Source organism: Anabaena sp. CCY 9402-a (assembly GCF_963920945.1).
Lineage (GTDB): Bacteria > Cyanobacteriota > Cyanobacteriia > Cyanobacteriales > Nostocaceae > Trichormus > Trichormus minutissimus.
On the sequence record NZ_CAWUDL010000020.1, the window covers coordinates 68,238 to 85,011 of the forward strand.

Annotated in this window: 15 protein-coding genes; 11 read left to right on the forward strand and 4 right to left on the reverse strand. The window is 41.3% G+C overall.

The annotated features are described in order from the left end of the window. Positions 1-11 precede the first annotated feature (11 nt). The 4 genes from pstS to pstB all read left to right on the forward strand — a co-directional run bounded on the left by pstS (position 12) and on the right by pstB (position 4,109). Complete coding sequence (gene pstS / locus ACM0OR_RS09845; RefSeq protein ID WP_414576076.1) at positions 12-1,193, forward strand: phosphate ABC transporter substrate-binding protein PstS; 1,182 nt, start codon at positions 12-14, stop codon at positions 1,191-1,193. Positions 1,194-1,385: 192 nt separating this feature from the next. Next, a complete protein-coding gene (gene pstC, locus ACM0OR_RS09850) occupies positions 1,386-2,336 on the forward strand; it encodes a phosphate ABC transporter permease subunit PstC (protein WP_414576077.1) in 951 nt (316 codons plus the stop codon). Positions 2,337-2,355: 19 nt separating this feature from the next. Then, positions 2,356-3,237, forward strand: a complete 882-nt coding sequence (pstA, locus tag ACM0OR_RS09855; RefSeq protein WP_414576078.1) for a phosphate ABC transporter permease PstA — start codon at positions 2,356-2,358, stop codon at positions 3,235-3,237. Positions 3,238-3,302: 65 nt separating this feature from the next. After that, positions 3,303-4,109 carry a phosphate ABC transporter ATP-binding protein PstB gene (gene pstB, locus ACM0OR_RS09860; RefSeq protein ID WP_414576079.1) on the forward strand — a complete coding sequence of 269 codons (807 nt, stop codon included), beginning with the start codon at positions 3,303-3,305 and terminating at the stop codon, positions 4,107-4,109. A 93-nt stretch (positions 4,110-4,202) separates the two neighbouring features. Here the strand turns inward: pstB and ACM0OR_RS09865 are convergent, their stop codons facing one another. Continuing rightward, a complete protein-coding gene (locus ACM0OR_RS09865) occupies positions 4,203-4,757 on the reverse strand; it encodes a Uma2 family endonuclease (protein WP_414576080.1) in 555 nt (184 codons plus the stop codon). Positions 4,758-4,791: 34 nt separating this feature from the next. On the opposite strand from ACM0OR_RS09865, the gene ACM0OR_RS09870 reads away from it, so the two are divergent. From ACM0OR_RS09870 to ACM0OR_RS09880, 3 genes are all read left to right on the forward strand, one after another. Further along, positions 4,792-5,676, forward strand: a complete 885-nt coding sequence (locus ACM0OR_RS09870; protein WP_414576081.1) for an urease accessory protein UreD — start codon at positions 4,792-4,794, stop codon at positions 5,674-5,676. 103 nt (positions 5,677-5,779) lie between these two features. After that, on the forward strand, positions 5,780-6,082 hold the full coding sequence (ureA, locus tag ACM0OR_RS09875; RefSeq protein ID WP_414576082.1) for an urease subunit gamma: 303 nt from the start codon (positions 5,780-5,782) through the stop codon (positions 6,080-6,082). Positions 6,083-6,371: 289 nt separating this feature from the next. Next, positions 6,372-7,115: a Uma2 family endonuclease gene (locus ACM0OR_RS09880; RefSeq protein WP_414576083.1), complete on the forward strand. Its 744-nt coding sequence runs from the start codon at positions 6,372-6,374 to the stop codon at positions 7,113-7,115. A gap of 75 nt (positions 7,116-7,190) precedes the next feature. Here ACM0OR_RS09880 and ACM0OR_RS09885 read toward each other — a convergent pair whose 3' ends face one another. The 3 genes from ACM0OR_RS09885 to ACM0OR_RS09895 form a co-directional block, all read right to left on the reverse strand. Further along, complete coding sequence (locus tag ACM0OR_RS09885) at positions 7,191-10,520, reverse strand: filamentous hemagglutinin N-terminal domain-containing protein (protein WP_414576084.1); 3,330 nt, start codon at positions 10,518-10,520, stop codon at positions 7,191-7,193. A gap of 337 nt (positions 10,521-10,857) precedes the next feature. After that, the gene (locus ACM0OR_RS09890; RefSeq protein WP_414576085.1) at positions 10,858-11,244 is read right to left on the reverse strand and encodes a pentapeptide repeat-containing protein; all 387 of its coding nucleotides are present in this window, start codon (positions 11,242-11,244) and stop codon (positions 10,858-10,860) included. Between the two features lie 98 nt (positions 11,245-11,342). Further along, positions 11,343-11,957: a TetR/AcrR family transcriptional regulator gene (locus ACM0OR_RS09895; protein WP_414576086.1), complete on the reverse strand. Its 615-nt coding sequence runs from the start codon at positions 11,955-11,957 to the stop codon at positions 11,343-11,345. Between the two features lie 151 nt (positions 11,958-12,108). On the opposite strand from ACM0OR_RS09895, the gene ACM0OR_RS09900 reads away from it, so the two are divergent. The 4 genes from ACM0OR_RS09900 to ACM0OR_RS09915 all read left to right on the forward strand — a co-directional run bounded on the left by ACM0OR_RS09900 (position 12,109) and on the right by ACM0OR_RS09915 (position 16,580). After that, the gene (locus tag ACM0OR_RS09900) at positions 12,109-13,761 is read left to right on the forward strand and encodes a M16 family metallopeptidase (protein WP_414576087.1); all 1,653 of its coding nucleotides are present in this window, start codon (positions 12,109-12,111) and stop codon (positions 13,759-13,761) included. 43 nt (positions 13,762-13,804) lie between these two features. Beyond that, entirely contained in the window at positions 13,805-15,289 is a 1,485-nt protein-coding gene (locus ACM0OR_RS09905) for a M16 family metallopeptidase (protein WP_414576088.1), read from the forward strand. 272 nt (positions 15,290-15,561) lie between these two features. Then, positions 15,562-15,816 (forward strand): hypothetical protein, encoded by a 255-nt coding sequence (locus tag ACM0OR_RS09910; protein WP_190701671.1) that lies wholly within the window; start codon positions 15,562-15,564, stop codon positions 15,814-15,816. A 518-nt stretch (positions 15,817-16,334) separates the two neighbouring features. Continuing rightward, positions 16,335-16,580 (forward strand): hypothetical protein, encoded by a 246-nt coding sequence (locus ACM0OR_RS09915; protein WP_414576089.1) that lies wholly within the window; start codon positions 16,335-16,337, stop codon positions 16,578-16,580. The last annotated feature ends 194 nt before the right edge of the window (positions 16,581-16,774 follow it).

Sequence of the window (16,774 nt, forward strand, 5' to 3'; positions counted from 1 at the left end):
AACTGACAGCTATGCTTTCACGTCTACAGACAAAAAAAATTAACCGTATTCCGGCTATTGTCTCCGTATTAGCACTAACAGCCAGTTTAGCTGCTTGTGGTGGACAGCAAGCCTCAGACAACAATGCAACCAATGATGCTTCCTCTGGGACTGCTAAAGATGCGGCAGCTTCTAGCCCTGCTAAATTGGATCTTGGTGGTAATGTCTCATTAACTGGTGCTGGTGCATCTTTTCCCGCACCCATATATCAAAGTTGGTTTACTGATTTAAATAAAAAGTATCCCAATTTGCAAGTCAACTATCAGTCAGTAGGTAGCGGTGCTGGAGTTGAGCAATTTATCAAAGGTACTGTAGACTTTGGGGCCAGCGATGTGGCAATGAAGGATGACGAAATCCAGAAAGTGCCAGCAGATAAAGGAGTGCTTTTACTACCTATGACAGCTGGTAGTATTGTTCTGGCTTACAACTTACCTGGAAATCCTGAAATCAAGCTACCACGGGCTGTTTATATAGATATTCTCCTAGGTAACATCAAGAACTGGAACGATCCTAAGATTGCCTCTGCTAACCCAGATGTCAAGCTTCCCGATCAGCCAATTACAGTTGTGTATCGTTCTGATGGTAGTGGGACTACAGGGGTATTTACTCAACACCTCAGCACAATTAGTCCAGAGTGGAAAAGCAAAGTAGGTGACGGCAAAACTGTCAACTGGCCAGTGGGACTAGGTGCTAAAGGTAATGAAGGTGTCACCGCCCAAATCCAACAAACTCAAGGTTCAATTGGTTATGTTGAGTATGGCTACGCGAAACAAAATAACCTCAAGTTTGCAGCTTTAGAAAACAAGAGTGGCACATTCGTGGTTCCCACAGAAGCATCCGCGTCTAAAACCCTAGAAGCAGTAACTCTTCCAGAAAACTTACGGGCTTTTATTACAGATCCAGAAGGTGCTGAATCATACCCCGTGGTCACTTACTCATGGATTATGGTGTACAAAAAATATCCTGATGTCGCGAAAGCGAAAGCCATAGAGGCCATGATTGAGTATGGCTTAACAGAAGGTCAAAAAATAGCTCCCGAATTAGGGTATGTTCCTTTACCTGCAAATGTAATTCAGAAAGTGGCTGCTGCTGCTGACCAAATCAGCCCAGATTATAAAATTGCCGTTGGTAGCAATACCAGTGCTAGCAAATAGTCATCAGCATTTCAGTAGCGAAGGGATAAACTCCGCTACAGCTAATTTTGGACTAGTTAATTCAATGATTTCTGGCTCGACAGCCATTAAACAGCAGAAAACCTGACTTATCTAAACTTATTTCAGGTTTTGGTGCGTTCATCTACTTGCTTCTCACACTTGTCTCTGATTTACTCTTTACAGTCAGTCCTCATGGCTACAAACTCCCAGAATCTGCCGGCAGCAATTAAAAATCGCTCTGAAGTAGAACAGTCTTTGGATCGGGGCTTTATTTGGCTGACTCGTATTTTTGCGCTAGCGATCGCTGGTACTTTATTATGGATTGCTTTGCAAGTCACGATTGCAGCTTGGCCAGCTATCAAAGAATTTGGTGCTGGCTTTTTAGCTAATAGCACTTGGAATCCAGTAAATGACAATTATGGGGTGTTGCCTCAAATTTATGGCACGTTAGTTAGTTCTTTTCTGGGTTTACTGCTAGCAATACCTATTGGTGTTGGTACTGCTGTTTTATTAAGTGAAGATTTTCTCCCAGGTAAAGTAAAAACTGTCCTAGTATTTTTAGTAGAACTGCTGGCAGCTATTCCCAGCGTGGTCTACGGTGTTTGGGGCATTTTCGTCTTAGTGCCGATTTTAACTAACTTGGGCAAATGGCTCTACAGCACTTTAGGTTGGCTGCCGATTTTTAGCACCCCTCCTACTGGGCCAGGAATGTTACCGGCAGGGGTGATTCTCGCAATTATGACTTTGCCAATTATCACCGCCATCTCTCGTGATGCCTTAATTTCTGTACCCCCTAGTTTGCGTCAAGCATCTTTGGGATTGGGAGCAACACGCTGGGAAACGATTATGCAAATTCTCATCCCTTCTGCGTTTTCTGGCATTGTCAGTGCCGTCATGTTGGCACTAGGCCGCGCAATGGGAGAAACAATGGCTGTCACCATGTTGATTGGCAATTCTAATAATGTCAACATCTCACTTTTAGCACCAGCCAATACTATTTCATCGCTGCTAGCCAATCAGTTTTCAGAAGCTAGTGGTTTGCAAGTGTCAGCCTTAATGTATGCTGCTTTAGTTTTGTTTGTTTTAACATTTTTAGTCAATATTTTGGCTGAATTTGTGGTGACTCGAGTCAAGCGAATATAGCTTAATGGTAAGTTAAAATATGACCGCTCATTTTCCAGAAAGGAGCTTAAATCGCGCCTCCACATCTCCCCGGACAATGTTTAATACCGCAATGACGGTAGTGGCATTTATTTGTGGAGCATTGGCACTTTTGCCTTTGTTAGCAGTACTTTCTTATGTCGTAATTCAAGGATTTAGTAGCTTAAGTATAAGTGTATTTACTGAACTACCACCAGCACCTCTGAGGGATGGAGGAGGTTTTGGTAATGCAATCTTAGGAACACTATTAATGGTAGGTATTGGGGGATTAATTAGTATTCCCGTTGGGGTGATTGCGGCAATTTATTTAACAGAATTTAGCTCCGCTAATACCGCTAGATGGATACGTTTTGCTACTAACATTCTCAGTGGTGTTCCTTCCATTATTGCTGGCGTATTTGCCTACGGTATTGTGGTTTTAGGCTTAGTAAAACTCAATCTCGGCTCATATTCGGCAATTGGTGGGGGATTTGCACTCTCAATATTGATGTTGCCAATTATCGTGAGAACCGCCGACGAAGCCTTACAGTTAGTATCGCAAGACTTACGACAAGCGTCAGTAGGGTTAGGGGCTACTAATTTTCAGACAGTAACACAAGTTGTATTACCTGCTGCCTTACCAGCTATTGTAACTGGAACTACATTGGCGATCGCAAGGGCATCTGGAGAAACTGCGCCTTTATTATTTACCGCCTTATTCTCGCCATTTTGGCCTGATAGCCTCTTCAAACCTACGGCTTCCTTGGCTGTTTTGGTTTATAACTTTGCGATTTCTCCCTTCAAAAACTGGCAATCCCTAGCCTGGGCTGCATCTTTGATTTTGGTGTTGATGGTGTTGCTTACAAGTATTCTCGCTCGCTGGGCAACTCGCCAGAAAGCTTAGAGAAGATTTTTCCCTAGCTTTGGACATATTGCTTTGCTTTCCCTAAAACGTACACAAAAACATTTATGGCTACTAACGTTAGTACAGTGAATAGTACAGAAACCGTTTTAAGAACGGAGAACCTGAATGTCTACTATGGCAAATTTCTGGCTTTGCAGAATATTTGGCTAGACATCCCCAAAAATCAAGTTACAGCCTTTATTGGCCCTTCTGGTTGTGGAAAAAGTACCTTACTGCGATGCTACAACCGTCTCAATGACCTGATTGAATCATTTCGGGCAGAAGGTAAAGTATTTTACTACGAGAAAAACCTCTATGCGCCCGATATCGACCCTGTAGAAGTACGCCGCCGGATTGGAATGGTATTTCAAAGACCGAACCCATTCCCCAAATCAATTTATGACAATATTGCTTTTGGCGCGAAAATCAATGGCTACAAAGGTAATATGGATGAGTTGGTAGAGAGAAGCTTGCGTCAGGCGGCATTATGGGACGAAGTAAAAGATAAACTGCGTCAAAGTGGCTCATCTTTATCTGGTGGACAACAACAAAGATTGTGTATTGCACGAGCGATCGCAGTACAACCAGAAATTATCCTCATGGATGAACCTTGTTCAGCTTTAGACCCCATCTCTACCTTGCGGGTTGAAGAACTCATACATGAATTGAAAGAGCAATATACCATTGTGATTGTGACTCACAATATGCAACAAGCCGCACGGGTTTCCGACAAGACAGCCTTTTTCAATGTCAGTTCTACAGATAAGGGAGGTCGTATCGGCTACTTAGTAGAATATGACGCGACAGAAGTGATTTTCAACAACCCCAAGCAAGAAGACACCAGAGATTACGTTAGTGGCAGATTTGGTTAAGTATCGTCAATAATATTGCAAAAGATGGGGGGATGCTGCTTTGCATCCCATATTTTTTTGGCATTGGTCATTGAATTTACCCCCTACACTTGTTTAGAGGGTTAACCAGCTAAAAACTTCCTCAACAGTTAGGGCGAGGTCGATATTGCTGAGAATGGGTAGTGGATCTGTACCTGTGAGCATTTCAACTTGTTGGTTTGGGAAAATGGTTAAAATGCTGGCGTCCTCTGGAAAAATTAACCAGCCTAGTTCTGTGCCATTTTGAGAACAGTGCAGCAGTTTACGAAGAACTTTAGCTTGGGTTTGATCTGGGGATAGGATTTCTATTACCCAGTCGGGATAAGTTTCAAATCTGTTAGTAATTCTCCCAGATTCTTCACGGGGAATGCGTTCCCAGCGAAATACGGCAATATCAGGAACGATCGCAACACCACCAAAAATACACCGTAGTTCGGGGAAAGCTAGGGCAGTTTTTTGAGGTTCAGCCACTCCATTAATAGTGGACACGAGTTTACCTTGAAGGCGGCTATGTTCTCCTTGGGGCATAGGTTTTTGAGTAATTTTTCCGTTGATATATTCAGAGGCAGGTTTGGTTTCTGGGAGTTGCAAGAATGCTTCTAAGGTGATGGAATTGACTAGTGTAGTCATTTTTTTCCTGGCCAAATTCTCTTACTTTATATTAATGCCTGCTAATTTAGATCATGAAAAAGGCTGGCATGGCAAACTTAACTTAGTGTATGCCGATCGCCTGGGTAAAACTGAGTTAATTTACAACCACCAGCAAGCACCGCTAAAAGTGCAACGTCCCTTTTACCCAGAAGGGGAAAAAGTCTGTCATAGCGTCATTTTACATACGGCTGGGGGAGTCGTGGGAGGCGATCGCTTATCTACTAATATCCACCTGCAACCAAATACCCAAGCCTTAATCACCACCGCCGCCGCCGGGAAGATATATCGCAGCAATGGGTTACAGGCTAAACAAACTATAGATATACAAGTAGATGCGGGTGCTTGTTTAGAATGGCTACCGCAAGAAACAATTTTATTTAACGGGGCAATTTATCGCCAAGATTTACGGGTAGAATTAGCAACCGGAGCTAGTTTATTAGGCTGGGAAATTACTCGATTTGGTCGCAGTGCTAGAGGAGAGAAATTTTTGCAAGGCGAATGGCGATCGCATACCGAAATTTGGCAGCAAGGTGTTCCCTTGTGGATTGATCGCCAATACCTACCGGGTAGCGAAGAGGTTTTCCACAGTCCCCACGGCTTATCAGGACAGCCAATAACAGGTAGCTTCATTTACTTAGGTAGTACAGTTTCAACACAAACCATTGACAAAGCACGTTCCGTATTTACTCATGACTCAGCACCGGCTAAACGCCGCGCTACCGCTAATATAACTCAGCACTCTCTCATAGGTGTTACCCGTCTAGAAAATGGATGTTTGTGTCGATATCGTGGTGCTTCCACGTCTGAGGTGAGAAGATGGTTTACGGCTGTGTGGCAAATGCTACGAGTTGATTTTGGCGATCGCAGTAGCTGCATACCAAGAGTATGGCAATTGTAATTATCATTTCTCATTAGTCAGCCTAGAATTAAAGTCTTGATATCAACAGTTGCAATAAGTTACTCTATTCGGAGAATGTATACTTTTTTTGTTTGCTATAACAATGCAACTTACGCCACAAGAAAAAGATAAACTATTAATTTTTACTGCCGCCTTAGTAGCAGAAAGACGTAAAAACAGAGGCTTAAAACTAAATTATCCTGAAGCCGTGGCTTATATTTCGGCTGCGATTTTAGAAGGTGCGCGAGATGGACATACAGTAGCAGAATTGATGAGTTATGGCACAACTTTATTAACAAAAGATGATGTGATGGAAGGTGTGCCAGAAATGGTGCATGAAGTTCAGGTAGAAGCAACATTTCCTGATGGCACAAAATTAGTCACAGTGCATAATCCTATTCGTTAATCTTAGCTCGCAAACTATAACTACCAGATTTTCCTCATGCAAAAGTATTTCATTTGTGGCGATTAACATTTCTTTTTTAGCAGAAAAAAGTAACTCTAGGTTAGAGTCTATTGGTGAGTTAACAGTTTGAGTTGCAATTTCTTTAACTACATTAAAATTCATCAAAATGCACCATCCGGACTTAGTTGCTATAGCCGCGACTTCCATTCGTTCGGACTGAAAAAATTCTCAAATAAGTCGAGATTTTGTTGATAAAATTAAAGAATAAACTTAAATTTATGCTGTGTTTATGGTAACCCAACTCAGCGCAACCAACCCCCAAGCTCAACTGGTAATAACTTGGGAAGCCTTACCCAAAGATTTTCAACTAGAGGATGAACCGGTGGAGAATACAGGTCAGCCAATATTGGCTGGTGCTTTGCGTGAAAGCTTAGAAATCAGTGGCTTCATCCAACCACAAATGTTGATAGCTTCAAACTTTGGACTGTGTGCAACCGTCAACGGACAATTTATTATTAAAGCACCAGACTGGGTGTATGTTCCCCAGGTAAATGAAATTATCAGTAATCGCAAAAGTTATACCCCGATTTTAGAAGGTGAAATTCCGTTAATTGTGATGGAATTTCTCTCTGATAATGATGGAGGAGAATATTCAGTTAAACGCACTTATCCGCCAGGAAGATGGTTTTTTTATGAACAAATATTGCAAGTTCCCATCTATATAATTTTTGACCCAGATGGGGGATTATTGGAATACCACCAACTCGAACGTGACCGGTATGAATTAAAGCTACCCGATGAGAATGGTCGTCATTGGGTGGATGCAATGGGTTTATATTTAGGAACATGGCAAGGAACAAAAGAAGCTCATACTGGTTATTGGTTACGCTGGTGGGATAAAGATGGCCGTTTGTTACCTTGGGCTGTGGAAAAGATTGAACAGGAACAGCAGCAAAAAGAACGACTAATGGCTTATTTGCGATCGCAAGGTATTGACCCAAATAATTTACCTCCGTTTGATGAGAAAATATAACTAATTCAGATACCAGAGTTCGATCAACCTCTCCCTCCGCACGGTTCTGCACCGATGCGAAATGCGATCGCTATTTTAACTAGCACAAACTGGGTGTGTGAGAGCTAGATTTTGGGATGTTGAGTTGGGAACTTCTGCGGTCAACACTAAATTACCATGAGTATCAAATACTAAAGCTTGGGCTTCAACAATAGGAGTCTCAGGGGAATTAGCAATTTTTGAGGAATTAGTGCCATTTTTGGCGACATTACTGATATTATTCACATCAATCCAATTAGCGATCGCGGATTCACTTTGGAGTGTTCCATAGGGATTTATTGGTATCCCGCCCTTACCTGTAACCAAAAATTCATTTGGCTGTTTGGCTATAGCCTCATTAGCGCGGCATTTTTGGGCGATTTGATTCGACACATCAGTCAGATTTGATGGTAGTTCCGTTAAGCCTCGACTGGGGTCTACTTCTGGACTGGTGATTTCCACCGTTCCGCTTAACTCTGGAGTTGCACCAGTCGCCGTAATATCACTTTCTGGAGTCAAAGAGTTGCGAAATTGTGTACCAGCAATACCTTGAGCCGTAACTGTGACACGACCACCGCGAAAATCAGCCGAATTAGCACTAATATCACTATTCTCAAAGGCAGCTAACAACTTGGTATCAATATCAACATTGCCCCCAATCACGTTACTACCAATGGCGTTGGTAGTGATGCTACTGTTACCACGCAACAAAATTAAATCTTGCGAACGTAAGGTGATATTAGCTTGTGACTGGTTGGAGTTGTTACTAACACCACGAGTATCAGCACTGATAAAAGCTTGATTATCTAAATTAATAGAACGAGCATTGACAAACAAGTTACCCGCACTACCTAAACCTCTATTCCGCACTGCTATTCCTGCACCCTGGGATACTTGCAATAAATCGGTGTTAATTGTCAAGTTACCCGCATCGCCTGTAGAGTTTAGAGTTGCAGTTGCAAATAAACCACTAGGAAATGCCCCATTCACAGCAGCCCCAATTAATTGCAATTTCTCTTTCACATTAATTGTTAAATTCCCAGCTTGTCCTTGACCGCTAGTGCTAGCAGCAACTTGCGCCCCATTTCGCACCTGCAAACTAGGAGTATCAACTCTCAAGTAGCCAGCATCCCCAATTGAACCTGCGGCTGCAACAGCAAATAAACCACTGGGGAATAAATCACCATTCCCAGAAGTGCCAATTAGTTCTATCCCTTCAGTTGCTAGGACAGTCAAATTTCCCCCCTTACCTGAAGCAAAGGTGCTAGCACTGACTTGCGCCCCATCCCGGACTAGCAAAGTAGAGGTGTTAACTATTAGTTCTCCTGCATCGCCTCTGCTACCAAAATTAGCTTGAGTAAACAAACCACTGGCAACATTTTGACGCGACACACCAATGAGTTTTATTCCTTCAGTCGCCTGCACATTTAAATTTCCCCCTTGACCTATTCCAAAGGTACTTGCACTAACTTGCGCCCCATTTTGTACTAGTAAATTACCAGTCAAAATTGTCAAAGTACCGGCTTCTCCCGTCGCTTTAGGATTGACTCTTGTAAATAAGCCGCTAGGAATTCCACTAGCAGAAGCACCCAAAAGTTGTACCTGTTCAGTAGCTTTAACAGTTAAATCGCCACCCCGTCCTTTATCAAAAGTGTTAGCACTAATTTGTCCACCATCTCGTGTTAACAATTCACGGGTATTGATATTAATATCCCCTGCATCTCCTCCTGCGGTAGCGTTAGTAAACAAACCACTAGGGAGAGTGTCTTGGATTCTCAAGCCTTGAACAGATGACAAAAATATTAGTGAAGTATCAAGTATTGGCTCATCTATTAAGAAATTATTCTGTGCATCAGTAGGAATTTTACCAGTCCGAGAAGTGCCAACAAGCTCTATTTTATCTGTGGCATTAACAATCAAATTACCAATTTTATCGGCACTAGAATTTACTGCTATTACCTGTGCGCCGTCTTCAATTAACAAAAATTTCGTGTTAATTGTTAGTGAACTGCTATCTTTTCCTTCAAAAGTTCTAGTAAATAAACCGCTAGGATGGATCTCATTTAATGAACTACCTGATAAGGTCACAGATTCGGAAGCATTGACAGTTAAATTACCTTTTTTGACTGTTTCTACATTGTTCAAAATACTCATTAAAGTAGGAACAGCACTACCAGAAGAATTAGTCAGGATTTGCGCCCCATTCTGCACAGATAGATTTCGAGTATTAATTGTCAGGTTGCCGGCCGAATTTGTTATGTCTTCTGAAGCATTAGCAAATATCCGGCTAGTACGCTGGGAGGTAGAATCTAGGTTACTTGTCACTTGCATCGTATCTGATGCGTTGATGATCAGATTGCCTTTATCTACTCCTATATAAGCACCATCTCTAACTAATAAATTTTGCGTATTGATGGTGAGATTGCCGGGAAATCTGCCTAAGCCAGCAGAAAAAATAGAACTGTTATTTAATACTTCAATAGTCTCTGTAGCATTAAAGGTGAGGTCATTATCTGCGCTTAAAAATCCATTATTAATGGTAATATTTCTACCTGTAATATTGATGTCTATCAAGTTTTCAATATTAGTATTTGAAGATATTTGAATATTGCCAAAATTTGGGGTAGCATCAAAGTCTAAGATAAAGCCTAATTCTGTAGATTTTACACCCACCAAACCGGCTGTCGCCACACTGCCGATTTCTACTCTGCCGCCAGATTTTAGGGGACTAATATTTGCATTTTCGACAAAAACATCGCCACCAAGCAAAGCTAAAGTTTGACTGGCTTCTACTTGCAGTAAAGTAGGATTCAAGCCAGATTCTCCTTGCACATAAATACTGCCGGGATTGACTCCAAACCCCAAGCTAATAGGGGTATTTAAAATTTCTTGTTGATCTGAAAATTTTCCTATATTTGCACCAATTTGCAAGCCAATCGGAGTCTTAACAGTGAGTAAAGGTGTACTTTCTTCTGGATTAGCACTAAACCTTTCACCATCGGCAAAATTGATACTGTTGGCGGTAGTTGCAAAAAAAGAACCACCAATCTTTAACTGCGCATTAGCTCCAAAAATGATGCCGTTGGGGTTGATAATAAATAAATTGGCTCTATTATTGGCTTGGATGATGCCATTAATATTCGATATTTCTCCACCTGTGACACGGCTGAAGATATTTTGAATGTGCGGCTGATGATCAAAATAAGCTGTGTTATTTGTAGGTAGAGAAAAATGGGAAAAGCTGTGGAAGAGATTTTTACCTACTTCAGTTCCACCTTCAATCAAAAAAGTATTACGAGAGAACGTAACCGTGGAATTATTTGGTAACGTTTTGTCTTCAATAATTTCTGCCTGAGCGCGATCGCTTGTGTCCAGAATTACACTCATGCCTAAGCATACAGTAATTACTACTGTGAGGCAATGATGACACTGTTTTGCTTGTTTTAGTAAGTGGTGAATCAACACCTAGTTAACTCTATTAGTTTAATATGTCAGCTACTTAGTAATAATTACACGTTTTCCCTCTGCAAAGGAACTACTAACAGCCACTATTGCTAATTTAAGGGTATTAAAAGTGGCTTTGTGTATCAAATATTACTTTAGATTGGGTTTAGATTAAGAGATGTAATAACACGTGATTATTTGCTAGATAATGGCTGTATTTGGTAATAGGTAATGGGTAAGAGAAAAGACCAATTACCTATTGCCAACCCTGACAGATGAATTAATCTTTGATTTGTAAGCCAGCTTTTACGGGGTCAAAATTTGGGGGAAAATTAGTGGTGCGATCGCAATCGGCCTTTTGTAACTTTGCCCCTTGGAGGTTGGCTTGGCGGAGATTGGCCGACATCAACATTGCACCTCTGAGATCGGCATCTTGTAAATCAGCAAAGCTTAAATCAGCAAAGCTTAAATCAGTACCTCTAAGATTCGCGCCTTTGAGATTCGCTGCATTCAAATCAGCGTAACTCAGGTCTGATCCTTTCAAGTCAACACCTTGTAAATTGGCATTACCTAGTTCAGCCCGGCTAAAATCGCGCTCACCCGTGATGTACATCTCCATCAGAGTGGCTACCGTACTAATTGGCTGTTGGTAATTAATTTCAGACATAAAACAGCCTCACATAAGATTTTTTATCAGTGTATGGTTTATGTTGAGCTAGAAAACGCAATATTTCATGGTCTATAGGATTGTTTTTTCGGTGCAACTTAATCCTTTACCAATACGCCATTCAGGAAGATATCCGCCAAACCTTCTGCCATTTGTTGCATTTGTTGGGGGGAAGCATCGGGTTGCATCAGGGTGTTGTTGGAGAAACCGGCGATCGCAAACATTCCTAAGAAGACTTTCGCTACTAGATTGGCATCCATTTGGCGATAAATACCTTTATCCATAGCAGTTTGGAAGAAGGCTTCAGCAACATCAGTCATTTTGTTGATCACTTCTATTTGAATGCGATCGCGTAAATCTGGATGAAACTGCACTTCCATAAAGCAAACGCGCATCAAATCTGCATTTTTTTGTAAATTCCACATCCGGCGGCGCATCACCTGTGCTACAGCTTTATAGCTGCCCATTTCACTTAATTCTGTCAGTAAATCCGTGAGAATCTCTACCCAGCCAGCCGTTGCAACTTCCACTAAAATAGCTTTTTTATGAGAAAAATGCCGAAATAAAGTTCCTTCAGCCACACCTGCTGCTTGTGCTAAGTCACGCGTGGTAGTACCATCAAATCCCTGAGCAGCAAATAATTTGAGTGCTGCCTGTAAAATTCGGGAGCGTGTCTGTGCTTCTGAGGGTGGAGGAGAATTAAAAACTCGCATAATAGTTAATGTAAAATCTCCGGAACATGGTTTGTAGCATTATTGTCTAACGTCAGGTACAAAAAGCACAGAAAGCTTAATACAAGATTAACGCTCCTATTGCTAATTTACCTATCACCTAAGTAGTGAAAATTTATTTTACTCCTCGCTTATGAATCATTTCAGTTGCTCACACGTCCCAGCTACAAAAGGTCAATCATACATTCCCGCTTTTTGGAGCAGGGATTTAACCCGCCGACTTTTAACAACATTACTGGTACTGATAGTTGCTTGGTGGGGGCTAGTACCACAGACAGCTTTAGCACAAACCCAAACTGTCACTCCTCCCGAAACTACGCTGCAACGGAGCAAAAGGCCTACTGCTAAAAGTTCGATTCAACCCTATTTAGATCGGGTAATCAAGCAGCTGACGGAGTTCCGCTTGAGTAATGGGATGAAGTTCATTGTTTTAGAACGCCATCAAGCACCAGTGGTTTCCTTTCTCACCTACGCAGATGTAGGAGGTGTGGATGAGCCAGATGGCAAAACTGGTGTAGCCCACTTTCTGGAGCATTTGGCATTTAAAGGGACTACCCGCATTGGAACACAAGACTACCAAGCCGAAAAACCTCTATTAGAGCGTTTAGAGCAGTTGGATAATCAAATTAGAGCCGCCAAAACTAATGGTAAACAAGATGAAGTTGCTAGATTACAAGGGAATTTTAAGCAATTAGAATCACAAGCAGCTAAGTTAGTCAAGCAAAATGAGTTAGGGCAAATCGTCGAGCAAGCAGGCGGTGTAGGTTTAAATGCTACTACTTCAGCCGAAGCAACTCGCTATTTTTACAGCTTTCCATCTAATAAATTAGAACTGTGGATGTCACTGGAATCAGATCGATTTCTTGAGCCTGTGATTCGGCGGGAGTTTTATAAAGAAAAAGATGTAATTTTAGAAGAGCGACGGATGCGGGTGGACAATTCACCTATCGGCATGATGGTGGAAAAGTTTATTGATACGGCTTTCAAAGTCCATCCTTACAGACGGCCAGTGATTGGTTATGACGAAGATATTCGTAACCTCACACCAAAAGATGTCCAGAGTTTTTTTGACACTTATTATGTCCCTAGCAATATCACAATTGCTGTTGTGGGAGATGTAAACCCGGATCAGGTCAAAAAACTAGCACAGACTTATTTTGGACGCTATAAGTCTAAACCCAAAGCCCAATCAACCATTCCTGTAGAGCCAAAGCAAACCCAAACACGGGAAGTTACTCTAGAGTTACCTTCCCAACCTTGGTATTTAGAAGGCTATCACCGTCCGGCTACTACCCATCCAGATAATGCAGTTTATGAACTCATTGCTAGCTTATTAAGTAATGGACGGACATCACGGTTGTATAAGTCATTGGTAGAACAAAAACGCGTAGCCTTAAATGCTCAAGGTTTTAGTGGCTTTCCTGGTGATAAGTACCCCAACCTGATGCTATTCTATGCTCTCACAGCTCCGGGTCACACCGTTGATGAAGTGGCAACAGCTTTACGCCAAGAAATTGATAAATTGCAAACCCAACCTGTAGCCGTTGCAGAATTGGAACGGGTGAAAACTCAAGCACGGGCGGGTTTGCTCCGCAGCCTCAACTCGAACATGGGCATGGCACAGCAACTTTTGGAATATGAGATCAAGACAGGCTCTTGGCGGAATCTGTTTAAGCAGTTAGAGGAGATTGTGGCGGTGACTCCTGCTGATATTCAGCGAGTAGCTAAGGACACATTTACACCAGAAAATCGGACAATTGGCAAGCTGTTATCAAAGCCAGCTTAGACAATTCAAAATTTAAAAGTATAAGGTGAGGGTTTAAAAGCGGATGTCCAGGAAAATTCAAAATGGTAAGCGACTGATTTATGCGTTGTTAGTTGCTTGTGCTTTTTTACTGGTGACTTTTAACTTTTCTCCAGTGGCGACAGCAGCAGCCAAGCACTACACAGAGTTAGAGTTTACACCGATACCAGAAATTAAGTTACCCAAGTATGAGCGGTTTGTGCTGCGAAATGGCTTAGTTGTGTATCTTATGGAGGATCGAGAACTACCCTTAGTGAGTGGTACGGCGTTGGTACGGACTGGTAGCCGTTGGGAAGGAGGAGATAAAGTCGGACTGGCTGGTTTTACGGGTAATGTAATGCGGACTGGCGGAACTAAAAAGCATTCCCCAGATCAGTTAAATGAAATGTTGGAACAACGGGCGGCGGCGGTAGAAACTAGTATTAGTGAAGCTGCTGGTAGTGCCAGTTTTGAAACACTCAGTGACGATGTAGAAACGGTATTTGGGCTATTTGCTGAGGTGCTAAGAGAGCCAGTATTTGCTCAAGAAAAGCTAGATTTAGCCAAGACACAAGCTAAGGGTGGTATTGCTCGGCGTAATGATAATCCTAGCGATATAGCCAGCCGGGAATTTCGCAAATTGATCTATGGGAAAGAAAGCCCCTATGCTCGAATTACAGAGTATGCAACTATAGATCGGATTACCCGTGAGGATTTGGTGCAGTTTCATCGGGATTATTTCCACCCCAATAATATGATTTTGGGAATTGTGGGGGATTTTGACAGCCAAAAAATGCGATCGCTCATTCAAGCTAAACTGGGTGATTGGCAACGTAACCCCAAAATGGTCAAATTGCCCTTACCAGAGGTATCAGCAGCTAACACAGGCGGAGTATTTTTTGTCAATCAGCCGCAGTTGACGCAAAGCAATGTTTTAGTTGGGCATTTGGGCGGTAGCTTTGATAGTCCTGACTATGCACCCTTGGATGTCATGAATGGGGTATTAAATGGTTTTGGCGGTAGGTTATTTAATGAAGTGCGATCGCGTCAAGGTCTAGCATACTCTGTATACGGCTTATGGAGTCCCCGCTTTGACTACCCTGGAATGTTCATTGCTGGTGGACAAACTCGCTCTGATGCAACTGTACAGTTTGTCAAAGCTTTGCAAGGAGAAATCAAGCGTATACAAGCTCAACCAGTGACAGCAGAAGAACTAGGTCGTGCTAAAGAGTCTACCTTAAATTCTTTTGTGTTCAACTTCCAAGACCCTGCTCAAACCCTATCTCGGTTAATGCGCTACGAATATTACGGCTATCCGGCTGATTTTCTGTTCCGCTATCAAAAAGCTGTATCTGCAACCACAGCCACAGATGTGCAACGGGTAGCGAAACAATACCTCAAGCCAGAAAATTTAGTAACTCTAGTAGTGGGTAATCAAACTGCTATTGAACCACCATTAACACAACTAGCCGCCCAGGTAACACCAATAGATGTAACCATTCCTAGTTCACAACCACAGACTCAGAATTAATATTCTTCTAAGCACGACTATTAAGTCAATAAGAACCCCGATTTCTTCGAGAAATCGGGGTTCTTATCTTGCTCAAGACAAATAAATTTCACTATTCTAAAAAATATGCTTTTATAGACAATAATTCTGGAATTGTGTCTGAAATCCTCACAAAAAAAGATTGACTTTCTTGAATAGAAAATCAAAATATAAGGGGGCGATTCTAATTTTTTAAATTAGTTACGTCCTGGTACTGTAACAATTAATATGACTGTATTTCAGGAGACAAGCTAATGGTAAAAATCACAATTTCTGACCTTTCTCCCAATGATGAAGGCAAATTCATTAATGAACTCACTGCTTGGGAAATGAAGACTATATATGCTGGTTTGGAAAGAAGATATGGAAGAAGAAGAACTTCAAATACTCCCACTCCAGAAGAGCCAACCACAGAATCAATACCTGATACAAATGCAATTCTTGGCCAGTGGATGGATAATCTAGACTTACAAATTAAAGATTTGCGAGGACAGCTTGGTATCCCATAGTAATTATTTGCTAATTACAACTTAATACTCATGATTATCGTGTGTTTTATCTCAATTAAGATGAGACACACGATTTTTCATGAAAAGAAACATCCCAAATATTTTGAGGTGATTATAGTCCCTCCTTAATCCTTACTAAAAGCTGAAAACCCTGGATTTTTTAATAACCCAGGGTTCTAAATTCTTATAAATAGTGCTAATCAAAGATGCTTGATACATATATTCATCAGTTGCTTGCAGTACACCTTTATAGGAGAAAGAGACTAGGTTAGTGTACATCATCTAGATTAAAAGTGCTGTGTTACTAACGTAAGATATATACGGCTACATATCAATATGGAATTAATTAGATATCAGAATCAAAAAGAGACATATATAACTAATTTATGTCTAGTAAATCAAGTTTAAAAGCTTGATTTTCATAAAGGAAGTAAATAAAAATTGAATCAACGGACAAGCGATATAAAGCTTGAACGTCTGCAAAATCTACTAAAAACAAAAATTTTTAGGAGTCTATCATGGCCTTTATTGCTGTTAACGAATTACGTGCTACTGGTGCAGAATTGTTCCAAGATTCTGAAAGCTTCCTCAACGAATTGAACAATCTTGATGATTCTGTTCATGGTGGTAACTATTCTAATACCACAAATGGCGTTTTAGACTTGGCTGTGAAAGGATTTGAGTTTGGCGTTATCACCTATGGTATTGACGCAATTGGACACCTAGCTAAGTCCTATAGTTCTGCTAATGGCGGTTACTACTAATTTTCATACTGAGTCAATATTGAGCTAAATAGCTCTGTTGTAATGGCGGCATCAGCGATTAAGCAATATTAACTTATCAAGCTTAATCGCCTGCACTTTCTATTAAACACAACAATTGTTTTAGGAGTTAATCATGGCTTTTATTGCTGTTAACGAATTACGTGCTACTGGTGCAGAATTGTTCCAAGATTCTG